The sequence below is a fragment of the Achromobacter sp. JD-1 genome, from assembly GCF_038594925.1.
In the GTDB taxonomy this organism is placed as follows: Bacteria; Pseudomonadota; Gammaproteobacteria; order Burkholderiales; family Burkholderiaceae_B; genus Achromobacter; species Achromobacter spanius_C.
The window spans coordinates 172,383-187,219 of sequence record NZ_JBCGCS010000009.1; the positions used below are offsets into that span (position 1 = coordinate 172,383).

Below are 14,837 nucleotides of genomic sequence, written 5' to 3' on the forward strand. Positions count from 1 at the left end.
GAAGACCCGAACGAAGCCTGGAATGAAGGCGATGCGTCGCTTGCTGGCCTGGGCTATTGCGGCCTTCGCCATGTTGGCGGGCGGCACCGCGGCGGCCAGTGAATCGTGCGCCAAGCCGGACGAAAGTTGCGCCTGGGTTTCGTCGCTGCTGCAACAGCGCGAAGGCTACGGCGCCCGGGCCACGGGCGGCTTGGGCGGCAGGCTGATCGAGGTCACCTCCGACCAGGACGCGGGGCCGGGCACGCTGCGCGCCGCGCTGGCGCAAGCCAAGAAGGGACCCACCTGGATCCGCTTCGCGTCCGACATGACGATCGTGCTGAAGAAGCAACTGCGCGTGCCGTCCAACACCACGATCGACGGGCGTGGCAAGCGTGTCGCCTTGATCGACGACGGCCTGGGCGTGTATGGCAGCCAGAACGTGATCCTGACGCATCTGACGATTGACGGACGCCTGAACCGACTGACGCAGGCGGTGAACGTGGCCAATGGCAGCCGCGACGTGTGGGTCGACCACATGGATCTTTCACGCATGTCAGACCGGCTGCTCAACGTGAAGAACGGCTCGACCGACGTCACGATCTCTTGGACCAAGTTCCATAACTCGAACAAGGTCATGCTGCTGAACAACATTACGTCCAAAGACCTGTTCCACAACTACGAGCGCGATTCCATCGCGCGCGTGACGCTGCATCACAACTATTTTTTCAATACCGTGCAGCGCAATCCGCGCGGGCAATTCGGCACTTTCCACCTGTTCAACAACCTGCTTGAAAACTGGGATTTCTACGGCATGAGCTTCAGCCTGGAAGCTAAGGCGCTGGTGGAAGGAAACATCTTCAACAACGACACGAAACGCAAATGTGTCGAGCCGGAATTCTTCCCCACGGTGGAAGGCATCAATGTGAATTACTGCCGCTACATCCCCATTGCGTCGGGGCGCAGCGCGCTGGACAACGGTGAATCGGATCGCGGCGCCTACGAAAAATTGAAGGCCGTGCATGGCTACACCCGCGACTACAAAGCCTTCCTGCGCTTGAAAGACAACCTGTACCTGGGCGATGCCAAGCCCGTGCTCAAGGACTACCGCCCCGAGTCTGCTCCCACGCCGCCATACTGCTACAGCTACGAACGGCCAACGCCGGAACTGGCCGAGAAGATTCGCAAGTTTGCCGGCAACACGTCCGGCGATACGCCCTTGGCGGCGTCACGCACCGGGTCGGGATGCCCGACGCGGTAGTGCGGAAAAGCCCCTGTGCCGTGGCGTAGCGCGGCCGGCCCTAGGGAAACCACGGGGTTATGCCGCGTTACGCCGTTCTCCTAAAATAATTCCTGTCTCCTTTCGCAGGGAGGCCGACCCGGTAAGTTCCAAAGGCGCAACTGCCGCAGCGGTCGTTCAGCAATTCTCCAGTCGACAACGACGTCGACATTCTGCCGGTCTCTCGGCATATCCCAACACCTACTCACGTCTACGCAACTTCGGCGTCGGCCTCTGCTCGTCCGTGCGTTTCGCGCCGGGGGCAAGTGCTGCGCGCCGCCTGCGCACAAGGGGCTTACCAACATGAGCATGAACCGCCGCCAGTTCCTGTCTTCCACCGCCGTCACCGCCGCGTCCGCCACGCTGGCGGGCCTGACGGGCACACGCGCCTTCGCCGCCGGCGAAGAAAAAATCAATGTTGCCGCCATCTATGACCTGTCGGGCGGGCTGGACATCTATGGCAAGCCGGTCATGGACGCGCTGCGCTTCGCGGCGGAAGAAATCAATGCCAACGGCGGCCTGCTGGGCCGGCAACTGAACTTCATCGCCTATGACGCGCAATCCAACATGCAGCTCTATGCGCAGTTCGCGCAACAGGCGGCCTTGCGCGACAGGGCCGCCGTGGTGCATGCGGGAATCACGTCGGCCTCGCGCGAGGTGGTGCGCCCCGTGCTGAATCGTTACCGCACGCTGTACTTCTACGACAACCAATATGAAGGCGGCGTGTGCGACCGGAACTACTTCGCCGCGGGCGTGACGCCGGCGCAAACCGTGCAGAAGCTGGCGCCGCATGCGGTGAAGCAATGGGGCAAGAAGGTCTACATCGTGGCGGCCGACTACAACTACGGCCAGATCGTTTCCAACTGGGTGCGCAAGTACGCGGCCGACGTCGGCGGCAAGACCGTCGCCACTGAATTCTTTCCGTTGGATGTGACCGACTTTGGCGCGGCCATTTCGAAGATTCAGGCGGCATCGCCGGACTTCATCTGGTCCGCCCTGGTGGGCGGCGCGCATATGTCGTTCTATCGCCAATGGAAGGCGACCGGCATGACCGGCAAGATTCCGCTTGCCTCGACCACGTTCGCGGGCGGCAATGAACACATCGTGCTGTCGCCGGAAGAATGCAACGGCTTCCTGGTTTGCCAGAACTACCTGCAAGAGCTGCCGGGCGCGGCCAACGCCGACTTCGTTAAGCGCTTCCACGCGCGTTATGGCGCCGATTACCCCTACATCACCGAGCTGGCCATGGGCGCCTACCAAGGCTTCATGCTGTGGGCCGAAGGCGTGCGCAAGGCCGGGTCGATCGACCGCATGAAGGTTATCGAAGCGCTGGAATCGGGCGTGGCCATCGACGCGCCCAGCGGCCGCGTAACGCTGGACCCCGCCACGCACCATTGCACGCTGGACGTGCATATTGCCGAAGTGCGCGACCGCAAGCTCAACCTGGTGGAAAGCTTCCCGCAGCAACAGCCGGGCGATACCGCGGCGGTGTGCGACCTGATCAAGAACCCGGCGGACAACCGCCAGTACGCCATCAAGTTCTGAGCACCCCATGGATCTCGTTGCCATCTATGCCATCGATATCCTGGGGGCAATCGCCATCCTCGCGCTCTTGAGCGTGGGGCTGGCGGTTGTGTTCGGGATGATGAAGATCATCAATCTCGCGCATGGCGAATTCATGATGCTGGGTGGGTATGTCGCCATCCTGGCCACCAACCAATGGGGCGTGCCGATCTGGATTTCCATGCTGGTGCTGGCGCCCTTGGCCGTGGGCCTCTTCGGCGTGCTGGTCGAACATCTGCTGGTGCGTCACCTCTATGGCCGCATGATCGACACCATGCTTGCCACCTGGGGCTTGTCGCTGGCCGTCATCGGCATGGCCACCATGGTGTTCGGCAATACCACCGTGGGTATCTCGTCGCCCTTGGGCGGCATTGCCATCGGCGCGCGCCAGGCCAGCGGTTATACGCTGTTCCTGATCGGTCTGGCGGCCATGGTGATGTTGGCGCTGTGGTGCCTGCTGCGCTTCACCGACTTTGGCTTGCGGGCACGTGCCTGCATGCAGAACGCCGCCATGGCCAACGCGCTGGGCATGAATCCCAACGGGGTCTACAAGCTGACGTTCGGCCTGGGCGCGGCGCTGTCGGGCCTTGCGGGCGCGGTGCTGGCGCCGTTGACCGGCGTCATCCCGACGATAGGCGCGGCGTATATCGCCAAGGCCTTCATCACGGTCATCAGCGGCGGCTCGGCCGTCATCGCGGGCACCGTGAGCGCCTCGGGCATCTTCGGCGCCATCAGCCAGGGCGTGACGTTTCTTGCCACGCCGGTCTATGGGCAGGTGGCCTTGCTGCTGGCCGCCATCGTGCTGATCCGCTTGCTGCCGCAAGGCATCACCGGTCGATTCTTCAAGCGAGCAATCTGATGCGTGTACCTGTCTTTTCCCTGGCGCTGGGCGCGGTGGCGGTTGCGGCCGCCGTGGCGCTGCCCTTTGTGGTGGATATGTTCAGCCTGCTGTCCATGACGGTCTATCTGATCATGGCGCTGCTGGCCCTTAGCCTGGCTTTTGTCTGGGGCCACGGCGGCATTCTGTGCTTTGGCCAGGCGGCCTTCTTCGGCTTGGGCGCCTATGCCTGGGCCGTCGGCGCGTTCAACTTCGGGCCGGGTCTGGGCGCGCTGGCGTTGGCGGTCGCGGTGCCGGCGGCGTTCGCCGCGTTGCTGGGCTACTTCATGTTCTACGGCAAGATCAGCGACGTCTATCTGGGCGTCATCACGCTGGCCGTCACGCTGATTCTGTTCAACCTGATGAACTCCACCTCGGGTGACAGCTATCGCATTGGCGAGGCCCTGTTGGGTGGATTCAATGGCATCCCCTCGATTCCGCCGCTGACCTTGCCTGGCGCCGCCGAACCGCTGTCGCCAGAAGGCACCTTCACGCTGGCGGCGCTGGTGCTCATCGCCGCCTATTTTGGTTTGCGCGCCGTGATGGCGTCGCGCTTCGGCCGCGTGGTGGCTGCCGTGCGCGAGAACGAGCAACGCGCCATGCTGCTGGGCTACAACGCCAGTTTCTACAAGCTGGCCGCCTTCACGCTGGGCGGCGCGCTGGCGGGCCTGGCCGGCATGCTCTACGCCAACTGGGGCGCGTTCGTCAGCCCCGGTGTGTTTGGGCTGGCGCAGTCGGCGCAGATCATCATCTGGGTCATTGTGGGCGGGCGCGGCACGCTGATCGGCCCCATCGTCGCCTGCGTTGCGCTGCAAGCCATGGTCACGCGGCTGGGTGCGCAACATACGGTGGACACAGGCTTGGTGCTGGGCGTGATCCTGATCCTGTTCGTGCTGCTGATTCCGCGCGGGCTGGCGCCCACCATCGCGGATGCCGCGCGCCGCCTGTGGCGGTCGTCATCGCGCTCGGCCACGCCTGCCGTCAAGGAGCAAGCATGAACGACATGCTGTTGGAAACGCAGGGCTTGAGCGTCAGCTTTGGCGGCGTGCACGCCGTGCGCGATGTGGACTTCCGCTTGCAGCGCGGCGAGGTGCGCTGCCTGATCGGCCCCAACGGGGCAGGCAAGAGCACCTTCTTCAAGATGCTGTCGGGCCAGCTGCGACCCAGCCGGGGCGAAATTCGCTTCAAGGGTAAACCGCTGCGCGGCCTGGCCACGCACGAAGTTGCCCGGCTGGGCATAGGCATCAAGACGCAGGTGCCCAGCGTCTTTGAAGGGCTGGATGTGCTTGAAGGCTTGCGGCTGGCCGCGGGCCGTCGCAGCGACGGCAATCCCGCCGACATCGCCGCGCGGGTACTGCAGGAAATCGGCCTGCAATCCGTGGCGCATCAAGCAGTCAATGCGTTGGCGCACGGCCAACGCCAATGGGTGGAGCTGGGCATGATCCTGGCCTCGCGTCCCGAACTGGTGTTGCTGGACGAACCCGCCGCCGGCATGACCCAGCAAGAAGTACGCAAGACCGCGGACCTGATCGCCGCCATCAACCGCCACAGCACCGTGGTGGTGGTTGAACACGACATGGCCTTCATCCGCCTGATTGCCGGCCGCATCACGGTCTTCAACCAGGGCGAGGTGCTGGCCGAAGGCAGCTTTGACGACATCATGGCGCACGCCGAAGTGCGTGCCGCCTATCTGGGCAAGCAAGGAGAGCCGCATGCTCAAAGCGCATGAACTGAAGGCCGGCTATGGCCGCATTCCCGTGCTGCACGGCGTGGGGTTCGAGATGGCCCCGGGTGAATTCACCGGTGTGCTGGGGCGCAACGGCATGGGCAAGACCACGCTGCTGCGCACGCTGATGGGCGAACTTCCGCTGACCGGGGGCTCTCTGTCCATGGATGGCCGGGACCTGGGCGCGTTGGCGCCGTATGCGCGCGCCCGCCATGGGCTGGGTTTCGTGCCGCAGGGCCGGCAGATCTTCCCGGCGTTGACCGTGGCCGAAAACCTGCGCATGGGCTGCGTGAAGCAATTGAGCCAGGCCGACGCCAAGATCGCGTCGGTGCTGAAGGTGTTCCCGCGTTTGCAGCGCCTGCTGGACCGGCCGGGCGGCAGCCTGTCGGGCGGCGAGCAGCAATTGCTGGCGCTGGCCCGCTGCCTGTGCGGCGACCCCAAGCTGATGTTGCTGGACGAACCCACCGAAGGCATCCAGCCTTCGATTTGCGACGAGATCGTGGAGGCCTTGCAGAACCTGCGGGCGTCCCTTGGCATCGCCATTTTGCTGGTCGAGCAAGACATCGACTTCCTGTGCGCCTTGTCCGACCGGATTCTGGTGCTGGAGAAAGGCGAACTGATCGCCGATGTGCCGACCGCTTCCACCACACCCCAAGAGATCGCCCGGCGTTACGGCGGTCTGCAATCCTGATACGGAATCCGAGATGTCCCTTCCCCGTCCCACTCTGGAAGCGCTGGACCAGGCCGCGCGTCGCATCGGCCTGAATCTGGACGACGCCACGCTGCGCGCCTACGACAGCATTCTGGAAGCCACCTTTGCCGAGTATGACCAGGTCGACGCCATGATCGACCAGCCCCCGGTGGTGCGTTACCCGCGCACCCCGGGCGTGCAGCCCGAAGACAACCCGCTCAACGCCTGGTACGTTCGCACCGAGATCGACGGCCGCCCGGACGGCCCGCTGGCGGGCAAGCGCGTGGTCTTGAAGGACAACATCTGCCTGGCTGGCGTGCCCATGATGAATGGCGCGGCCACGCTGCGCGGCTATGTGCCCGACCAGGACGCCACGGTGGCCACGCGCATCCTGGATGCCGGCGGCCGCATCGTGGGCAAGGCCCATTGCGAATACTTCTGCGTGTCGGGCAGCAGCCACACCGGCGCGGCCGGCCCGGTGCGCAATCCGCGCAACCCGGCGCATGCGGCGGGCGGTTCCTCGTCCGGCGCGGCGGCGCTGGTGGGCGCCGGCGAAGCGGACATCGCCATTGGCACCGACCAGGGCGGTTCCGTTCGCATACCGGCCGCCTATTCCGGCATCTACGGCATGAAGCCCACCCACGGCCTGATTCCGTACACCGGCATCATGCCCATCGAAATGACGCTGGACCATGCCGGCATCATGAGCGCCAACGTGGCCGACAACGCCCGCTTGCTGGATGCCGTGGCCGGCCCCGACGGCCTGGACCCGCGCCAGCAGAACCTGCCCGCCGAACGCCCCGCCTACGCCGATGCGCTTGACCTGCCGGCGCAGGGCCAGCCCTTGAAAGGCCTGCGCGTGGGCGTGGTGCCGGAAGGGTTTGGATGGAGCAACAGCGATCCCGAGGTCGATCGCGCCGTGCGCCAGGCCGCCGGCCACTTGGCCGCGCTGGGCGCCGAGGTGAGCGAGGTGTCGGTCCCCCTGCATCGCAAAGGCCACGCGATCTGGACCCCGATTGCCGTGGAAGGCACGACGCAGCAAATGAAGGGGTATAACTACGGCACCAACTGGAAAGGGCTTTATGTGACCGGATTGATGCAGGCGCAGCGCCACTGGCGCGATCACGCCGACGAGTTCCCGCATGACGTCAAAACCTGCCTGCTGGCGGGTGAATACTTCCATGCGCGCTACGGCGGCCAGTACTACGGCAAGGCCCAGAACCTGGCGCGCCGTTTGCGTCTGGCCTACGACCAGGCGCTTGGCCAAGTGGACATGCTGCTGATGCCCACGGTGCCGATGCGCGCGCCCCGGCTGATCGACGCCACCGCCGCGCCGGACGTCTTCGTGACCCGCGCCTTGGAAATGAACGCCAACACCGCCCCGTTCGACGTCACCGGCCATCCGGCCATCTCTGTGCCCTGCGCGCTGCGCGACGGGCTGCCGGTGGGCATGATGCTGGTGGGCCGCCACTTCGACGAATCCACGCTGTACCGCGCGGCCCACGCTTTTGAGCGCGACCTTGATTGGACGGCACTGTGAGCGCGCGCGACGGTCACCGGGTCGGTCTGCTGTTCTCGCACGAGAGCCTGACGGCCGCCACCGAGATCACCCAGGAAAACGCCACGCTGATGGCCATCGACGAGGTCAACGCGGCGGGCGGTATCGATGGCGTTCCGCTGGTGCCGGTGAGCGCGCGCGTGGGTGCGCAGCCGCCCGATTACCGCCAGGCGGCCGAATGGCTGTGCGACAGCCAGCGCGTGCCGCTGATCTTCGGCACGCATATGTCCAGCACGCGCAAGGCCGTGCTGCCGGTGGTGGAAAGCCGCCGCGCGCTGCTCTTTTACGCCACGCTGTACGAAGGCTTTGAGTATTCGCCGTATTGCTTCTACACCGGCTCGGTGCCCAACCAGAATTCGGTGCAGCTTGCCAGCTATGTGATCCGTCATTTCGGCAACCGGGTGCTGTTCATCGGCGGGCAGTACGTATACCCGCGCGAATCCAACCGCATCATGCGCGAGCTCTACGAACAGGCCGGCGGGGAAGTGGTCGACGAGGTCTATCTGCCGCTCAACGCACCGCAGGAAGATTTGGCCGAGGTGCTCAAGCGCGCCGTGGCGCTACGCCCGGACGCCATCTACTCGACCATGGTCGGGCGCGACATCGTCAAGCTCTATCGGGCCTACCGCGAGCTGGGCCTGGACCCCGCGCGCATGCCGATTGTCAGCCTGGCCACCAACGAAACCGATGTGGCGGCGTTGACGGCCGAGCAGGCCGAGGGCCACATCACCGCCGCACCCTACTTCGCCACGCTGGACACCGAACCCAGCCGGCGCTTCTCGCGGGCCTACCAGGCCCGCTTTGGCGAAGACAGCCCCATCACGGCGGGGGCCGAAGCCGCCTACTTTCAGGTGCATCTGGTGGCCGACGCCGCCCGTCGCGCGGGCGGCCTGGCCTTGCCGGCCCTGGTCAACGCGCTGGACGGGGCCAGCTTCGAAGCGCCGCAGGGCCTGGTCACCATCGATGGCGACACCCAGCACACCTCGCTCTGGCCGCGCATTGCCCGCGTGAACGCGCGCCGCCAGTTCGAAATCGTCTACGCGGCGCGCGCCGCGGTACGGCCGGTGCCGTACCTGGTGGACCACGCGCTGGACCCCGAGGCCCTGGCCCTATCGTGACGGCGCCTCGTAACCGGCCCGCGCGCAGCAGCACCGCGCTGCGCGAACTCAACGGCCTGCGCGTGATGGTCCTGCTGCCGCAGGACGCCGAATCACGCTTGCTGATGTCGCACCTGAAGCGCATCGGCTGTGTGCCGACGCAGCAATGGCCCTTGCCCGAACGGCTGGGCGCGGATGCCGACGTGGTGGTGCTGCCCATTGAAGAAGACCAGCGCGACGCCATCCAGTGTCTGGCGGACAGTCTTACCGAGCTGAGCCCGCCCTTGGTCGGCATCGTGGAATACGAAAACCCCGCCACCCTGCAACTGGTGCTGCAAAGCGGTTGTACCGGCGTCATCGAACGCCCCATCCGGCCCTTCGGCCTGCTGACGCAGCTGTTGCTGGCGCGTACCGCGTGGCGCCAGCAGGCCGCCACGCTGGCCCATGTGCGCAAGCTGGAAGGCCGCTATGCGGCCGCCAGCAAGGTGGCTACGGCCAAGACCTTGCTGATCGCTCGCGAGGGCATTACCGAACAGGAAGCGCATCGCCGCATCCAAAGCCGCGCCATGGCCACGCGCTCGTCGCTTGAAGACGTTGCCCAATCCCTTATCAACGAACTGTCCTGATCCCATGACCGCCTTCTCATTCCAGACTGTTGCCCATCTTGTCGTCGAACCCGGACTGGCCCGCCGCCTGGGCGCGTTGCTGCGCGAACGATACGCGGGCGAGCGTGCCGTGCTGGTGACCGACAGCTTCCTGCATCGCAGCGGCGCATTGCAGCCCGCGCTGGACAGCCTGGCGGCCACCGGCTGGCAGACGCTGGTGATCGACGATGTGGTGGCTGACCCGCCTGAAGCCGTGGTCGAGGCCGCGGCCGCGCGCGCACGCGCCTTCAATGCCGACATGGTCATTGGATTTGGCGGCGGCTCGTCCATGGACGTAGCCAAGCTCGTGGCGGTGTTGTGCCAGGGCGAGCAGCCCTTGTCGGCCATGTATGGCATCGATCAGGTGCGCGGCAAGCGCCTGCCGCTGGTACAGGTGCCGACCACGGCCGGCACCGGCTCGGAAGTCACGCCCATTTCCATCGTCACCACGGGGGCAACGACCAAGAGCGGCGTGGTCGCGCCGCAGCTCTATGCCGATGCCGCCTATCTGGATGCCGAGCTTACCGTCGGCTTGCCGCCGGCCGCCACGGCCGCCACCGGCGTGGACGCGATGGTTCACGCCATCGAGGCCTACACCAGCAAGCGCCTGAAGAATCCCCTGTCGGACCACCTGGCGGTGCTGGCCCTGAAGCTGCTTAGCGCCAATCTGCTGACCGTGTGCCGCGACGGCACGAATTTGCAGGCGCGTTCCGACATGCTGTTGGGCGCCATGCTGGCCGGGCAGGCGTTTGCCAACGCGCCCGTCGGTGGCGTCCACGCCTTGGCGTATCCGGTGGGCGGCATCTTCCATGTGCCCCACGGGCTGTCCAACGCCTTGGTGCTGCCCGCCGTGCTGCACTTCAATGCCCAGGCCGCCGCGCCGCTCTATGCCGAACTGGGTGCGGCGGTGGGCTTGCCGGCAAGCACGGACGCCGCGGCCGGGGCCGCCGCCTTCATCGCCTTCCTGGAAGATCTGATCCGCCAGGCGCAGTTGCCTCAAGGCCTGCGGGCGGTGGGCATTACCGAGGCCGACCTGCCCGCGTTGGCCAGTTCGGCCATGCTGCAGCAACGCCTGTTGATGAACAATCCGCTGCCCATCGACGAGGCGCAGGCGCTGGCCATCTATCGCGCGGCGTACTGAGGCGCGGCATAGCCCTTACTGGCTGCCGCCTTGCACCTGGGCGTACTCCACCACCGCGATGTCGCGAAACGCCCGGATCAGCGCCAGCCGGGGCGACACCCGTGACCAGATCAGGCCGAAGCGGCGCGGTTCGCAGTGTTCGGGCAACGGCAAAGCCAACAAGCCCAGCCGTTCGATCGCGCCGTTGGTGGATTGCGGCAGGATGGCCACGCCCAGGTCGCGGCTGACCATCACCGCAATCGATTCAATGGCGTTCAGTTCGAAACGTTCGCGCGGCGTAATGCCCACGCGCCGCAGATAGTCGTCAACATGGCGGCCTCCCCAGTCGCTGCGCTGATAGCGGATGAACGGCTCGGTGGTCAGCAGGCTGTGCGGATGCCGCCCGGCATGGCGGGGCGCCGCCGCTAGCACATAAGGTTCTTCGCGCAGCAACTGCCAGCCCAGGCTTTTTGATAAGGGGTAAGGCGCCTCCAGGGCGATGGCGGCGTCCAGCTCGCCGCTTTCGATGGCGGGATAGAAGCGCACCGAATGCCCCGGCTGAATCTCAACGTTGATCAGTGGATGGCGGCTGACCAGGTGTTCCAGAATGGCCGGCACCATGGAATTCAAGGCCGTGTTGCCCGCGCCCAGCCTGAGCTCGCCCATCATTTCGTCGGACCGCGCCAGGTAGCGGATCTTCTCGATACGCTCCAGAACCTCGCGCATGGGGCCGATCAGTTCAATCGCCTTGGCCGTCAGGTGCACGGTGCGACCGGCGCGCGCCACCAGCGCCACGCCCAATTCCTGTTCCAGTTTGCGCACTTGCTGCGCCACGGCGCCGTGGGTCAGCCCCAGGCGGCGAGCGGCCTCGGCCATGGATCCATGCTGGCCCACGGCGGCCAGCGTATGTAGGAAGTCGGTGTTCATAACGATAGATATTCTATCTTCTTATCGTAATTTGGCTGTCCCCTGGCGGCGTGGCCCAGCGCCACAATGCCACCAGGAGACTCCAATGAGAAGCAAGCTATTCGTGCCGGGTTCGCGCCCGGACCTCTTCGATAAAGCCATGGCCAGTCAGGCGGATGCGCTGTCTTTCGACCTGGAGGACGCCGTTGCGCCCACCCGCAAGCAAGAGGCGCGCAACACCCTGGCCTACTGGTTGGCGTCGCCCGGTTTCGCGGCGGCACAGGCCTTACATCCCAAGAAAATTATCGTCCGCGTGAACGCGGCCGACACCCCGTACTTTGCCGCCGACCTGGACGCGCTGGGCGGCTTGCCGATTGACCTCTTGAACCTGCCCAAGGTGGAAAGCGCCACCGCGCTGTGCGAGGCTGCCGCCCAAGCCATTGCCGCCGGTTTCCAGAATGAATTCCTCATCACCGTGGAAACCCCGCGCGCCTTGGCCTGCGCGGCCGAATTGGCCGCCGCGCATCCGCGTGTGGCCGGTTTGCAATTGGGCCTGGCCGACCTGTTCGAGCCGCTGGGCATAGACCGATATCAACCCGAAACGCTGCGCGCCGTGATGCTGTCCTTGCGCTTGGGCGCGGGTTGCGCGGGCAAGTACGCCATGGACGCGGCCTATGCGCGCGTGCGCGATGCCGACGGCTTTCGGGCCGAAGCGCAACTGGCCCGTTCGCTGGGTTTTCTGGGCAAGTCCTGCGTGCATCCCAGCCAGATCGCCATTGCCAACGAGGTGTTCGGCTTCAGCGCCGAAGAGGTCGCCGAGGCCGAGCGCATCGTGTCGGCCAGCCGCGAGCAAGACGGCGTGGGCGCCTTCCTGCTGGACGGAAAGATGATCGACGCGCCCTTCGTGCAGCGCGCCCGCGACGTGCTGCTGGCTGCCGGCCGCGCGGCCTGAATCGGGCCTAGGACCTGGCCCCTGGATATTGAGTGAATCGCAACATGGAATTTGAATCCCCCGCCAATCTGCCGCTGGCAGGCATCAAGGTGCTGGACCTTAGCGCCTATATTGCCGGCCCCTACGGCTGCGCCCTGCTGGGCGACATGGGCGCCGACGTGATCAAGGTGGAGCCGCCCGAAGGCGACAACCTGCGCAAGTACCCGTCCACCTTGGCGTCTGAAAGCCGCGCCTTTCTGGGCATCAACCGCAACAAGCGCGGCCTGTGCCTGAACCTGAAAGACGCGGCCGGCCACGACGTGCTGCTTCGGCTGGTGCGCGAGGCCGACGTGCTGGTCCACAACTTCCGGCCGGGTGTGCCGGAACGCCTGCGGATCGACTTCGCCACCCTGTCGGCCGTCAACCCCCGCCTGATCTACTGCGCCATGACGGGCTACGGCGCGGTGGGCCCCATGGCGCGCCACGCGGGTTACGACCAGGTGCTGCAGTCCATGACGGGCATGTGCGCGGCGCAGGCCAAGGCCGACGGCCCGCCCGAAGTGCTGTACGGATCGGTCGTTGACTATTACGGCGCCGCCTTGATCTCGAACAGCGTGTCGGCGGCGCTCTACCAGCGCGAGAAGACGGGGCGGGGCCAGGCTATCGAGGTTTCCTTGCTGGGCAGTGCGCTGGCCATGCAATCGGCCCGCCTGGTATGGGCCGAGGGCGAACCGCGACACATCGAACGCGACATGCGCTCGGGCGGTATCACGGGCATTCATCCCACGCGCGAAGGCCATCTGTATTTGTCGGCCAACACGCCGCATTTCTGGCGTGCGCTGTGCGGCCACCTGGATCTGCCCGAGCTGGCGGACCACCCCGACTACGACACCGTCAAGAAGCGCGCGGCGCAGGCGGCCGTGCTGGTGCCGCTGGTGCGTCAGGCTTTGTCGCGCGCATCGGCCCGTGAATGGGCGGAGCGCTTTGGCCAGAGCGTGCCCTGCGCCGAGGTGCGGCCGGTGGAAGACATGTTCGACCACCCGCAAGTTGAAGCCATGGGGCTGATGCGCCCGTATCACAGCAAGCAGGCGGGCAATTATCTGGGCCTGGCGCAATGGGCGCATTTCGATGCGTCCGGCGACGCCCGCGCCAGCGTAGGCAAGACCACCGTAGAGGTCACCGAGAACCCCACGGGGAGTGTCGCGGGGCCCGCCACGGGAAGCGCCAACGACAACGCCATCGGCCGCGCCGCGCCGAGTCTGGGGGAACACAGCAAAAAAATACTGTCCACCCTGGGATACACCGCGCAGGAAATTGAGCAATTAATGCAGTCCGCCGTGGTGCAATAAGCCGTAACAAAACGATAGCAAAATTCGTCTGTCACAGGACGAGGAGACCGCAGCCATGAATCAAGCACGCCGCTACCAGCATCGGCCGGAAGGATCGAATTGGGGGGACTTCGGGCACGACGACCAGCTCGGCACCCTGAATCATCTGGACAGCCAGGCGCGCTTGGCCGCGATTGCTGAAATTCAGACCGGCCTGTCGTTTTCCTTGAGCCTGCCGCTGAACGTACCGCGCGCGCCCGTGCTCAACCCGCGCCGCAAAGGCCCGGTGATCCAGCCCGCGGAAAAGAATGGCGTGCCGGTTTACCGCTACCCCTTGGCGCGCGACGTGCCCGGCGCCACCGACGTCGTCAGCGACGACCGCGTCACCCTGTCGCCGCAGTACTCCACGCAATGGGATGCGCTGGGCCATGTGGGGTCGATGTACGACGCCCATGGCACCGGTGAGGCGCAGCCCACCGGCTACAACGGCTTTGCCGTCAGCGAACCTCAAACCGACAACTTCACCGGCACCCAGGACCTGTCCATTGCGCCGATGGCGCGGCACGGCATTCAGGGCCGTGGCGTGATGGTGGACTTGCGCGCCCGCTTTGGCGACGCGCACCGCAAGGTGTCCTATCGCGACCTGATGGACGTGATGCAGGCCGATGGCGTGCAGGTCAGGCCGGGCGACGTGCTGTGCCTGCACACGGGCCTGGCCGATCTGGCGCTGACCCTGGGCGACGACGAACAAGACCGGCTCAAGACCAGTTGCTGCGTGCTGGATGGCGCGGATGCGCAACTGCTGGCCTGGATCAAGGACAGCCGTATCGCGGCCATCGCCGCCGACAACCACGCGGTGGAATTGCGCAACCATCATCTGGATTCGGGCACGGGGCCGTTGCTGCCCCTGCACGAACAATGCCTTTTCAAGCTGGGCCTGCCGCTGGGCGAGCTTTGGCACCTGACCCCGCTGGCGCAATGGTTGCGCCAGCATGGCCGACACGCTTTTTTCCTGACCGCCGCACCCATGTACGTGCCCGGCCTGGTGGGCGCGCCGGTCAACCCCATCGCGACTGTCTGACTTTGCCGGGCGGATCGCGCCACGATTCCATGATCCATTTGACATCCCCGTAGGGGGGAT

The 14,837-nt window shown here is 65.6% G+C and carries 14 protein-coding genes; 13 read left to right on the forward strand and 1 reads right to left on the reverse strand.

The genetic code is table 11. The features are described 5' to 3' along the window. The first annotated feature begins 31 nt into the window (after positions 1 to 31). From WBR68_RS16205 to WBR68_RS16250, 10 genes are all read left to right on the forward strand, one after another. Positions 32 to 1,237 (forward strand): pectate lyase family protein, encoded by a 1,206-nt coding sequence (locus tag WBR68_RS16205; RefSeq protein ID WP_431189317.1) that lies wholly within the window; start codon positions 32 to 34, stop codon positions 1,235 to 1,237. Between the two features lie 321 nt (positions 1,238 to 1,558). Further along, positions 1,559 to 2,800, forward strand: a complete 1,242-nt coding sequence (locus WBR68_RS16210) for an urea ABC transporter substrate-binding protein (protein ID WP_230694733.1) — start codon at positions 1,559 to 1,561, stop codon at positions 2,798 to 2,800. A gap of 7 nt (positions 2,801 to 2,807) precedes the next feature. Beyond that, positions 2,808 to 3,677 carry an ABC transporter permease subunit gene (locus WBR68_RS16215; RefSeq protein WP_127183192.1) on the forward strand — a complete coding sequence of 290 codons (870 nt, stop codon included), beginning with the start codon at positions 2,808 to 2,810 and terminating at the stop codon, positions 3,675 to 3,677. After that, entirely contained in the window at positions 3,677 to 4,693 is a 1,017-nt protein-coding gene (locus WBR68_RS16220) for an ABC transporter permease subunit (protein WP_050448117.1), read from the forward strand. Before WBR68_RS16215 ends, WBR68_RS16220 begins: the two co-directional genes overlap by 1 nt. Next, complete coding sequence (locus tag WBR68_RS16225; RefSeq protein WP_050448116.1) at positions 4,690 to 5,424, forward strand: ATP-binding cassette domain-containing protein; 735 nt, start codon at positions 4,690 to 4,692, stop codon at positions 5,422 to 5,424. Before WBR68_RS16220 ends, WBR68_RS16225 begins: the two co-directional genes overlap by 4 nt. After that, a complete protein-coding gene (locus tag WBR68_RS16230) occupies positions 5,408 to 6,112 on the forward strand; it encodes an ABC transporter ATP-binding protein (protein ID WP_230694734.1) in 705 nt (234 codons plus the stop codon). Before WBR68_RS16225 ends, WBR68_RS16230 begins: the two co-directional genes overlap by 17 nt. 13 nt (positions 6,113 to 6,125) lie before the next feature. Then, a complete protein-coding gene (locus WBR68_RS16235; RefSeq protein WP_230694735.1) occupies positions 6,126 to 7,652 on the forward strand; it encodes an amidase in 1,527 nt (508 codons plus the stop codon). Continuing rightward, positions 7,649 to 8,788: a transporter substrate-binding domain-containing protein gene (locus WBR68_RS16240; protein ID WP_050449952.1), complete on the forward strand. Its 1,140-nt coding sequence runs from the start codon at positions 7,649 to 7,651 to the stop codon at positions 8,786 to 8,788. Before WBR68_RS16235 ends, WBR68_RS16240 begins: the two co-directional genes overlap by 4 nt. Further along, positions 8,785 to 9,393, forward strand: coding sequence for an ANTAR domain-containing response regulator (locus tag WBR68_RS16245; protein WP_230694736.1), 609 nt, complete (start codon positions 8,785 to 8,787; stop codon positions 9,391 to 9,393). The genes WBR68_RS16240 and WBR68_RS16245 overlap by 4 nt, the downstream gene beginning before the upstream one ends. A gap of 4 nt (positions 9,394 to 9,397) precedes the next feature. Beyond that, positions 9,398 to 10,552 (forward strand): iron-containing alcohol dehydrogenase, encoded by a 1,155-nt coding sequence (locus WBR68_RS16250; protein WP_230694737.1) that lies wholly within the window; start codon positions 9,398 to 9,400, stop codon positions 10,550 to 10,552. Between the two features lie 15 nt (positions 10,553 to 10,567). On the opposite strand, the gene WBR68_RS16255 is transcribed toward WBR68_RS16250, so the two are convergent. After that, positions 10,568 to 11,458: a LysR family transcriptional regulator gene (locus WBR68_RS16255; protein WP_050449949.1), complete on the reverse strand. Its 891-nt coding sequence runs from the start codon at positions 11,456 to 11,458 to the stop codon at positions 10,568 to 10,570. Positions 11,459 to 11,543: 85 nt separating this feature from the next. Here WBR68_RS16255 and WBR68_RS16260 point away from each other — a divergent pair, with 85 nt between their 5' ends. From WBR68_RS16260 to WBR68_RS16270, 3 genes are read left to right on the forward strand one after another with little or no spacing between them, the layout of a single operon-like run. After that, the gene (locus WBR68_RS16260; protein WP_050449948.1) at positions 11,544 to 12,389 is read left to right on the forward strand and encodes an HpcH/HpaI aldolase/citrate lyase family protein; all 846 of its coding nucleotides are present in this window, start codon (positions 11,544 to 11,546) and stop codon (positions 12,387 to 12,389) included. 44 nt (positions 12,390 to 12,433) lie between these two features. Then, complete coding sequence (locus tag WBR68_RS16265; RefSeq protein WP_127183197.1) at positions 12,434 to 13,717, forward strand: CaiB/BaiF CoA transferase family protein; 1,284 nt, start codon at positions 12,434 to 12,436, stop codon at positions 13,715 to 13,717. Between the two features lie 55 nt (positions 13,718 to 13,772). Then, a complete protein-coding gene (locus tag WBR68_RS16270; RefSeq protein WP_230694738.1) occupies positions 13,773 to 14,777 on the forward strand; it encodes a cyclase family protein in 1,005 nt (334 codons plus the stop codon). Positions 14,778 to 14,837: the final 60 nt, after the last annotated feature.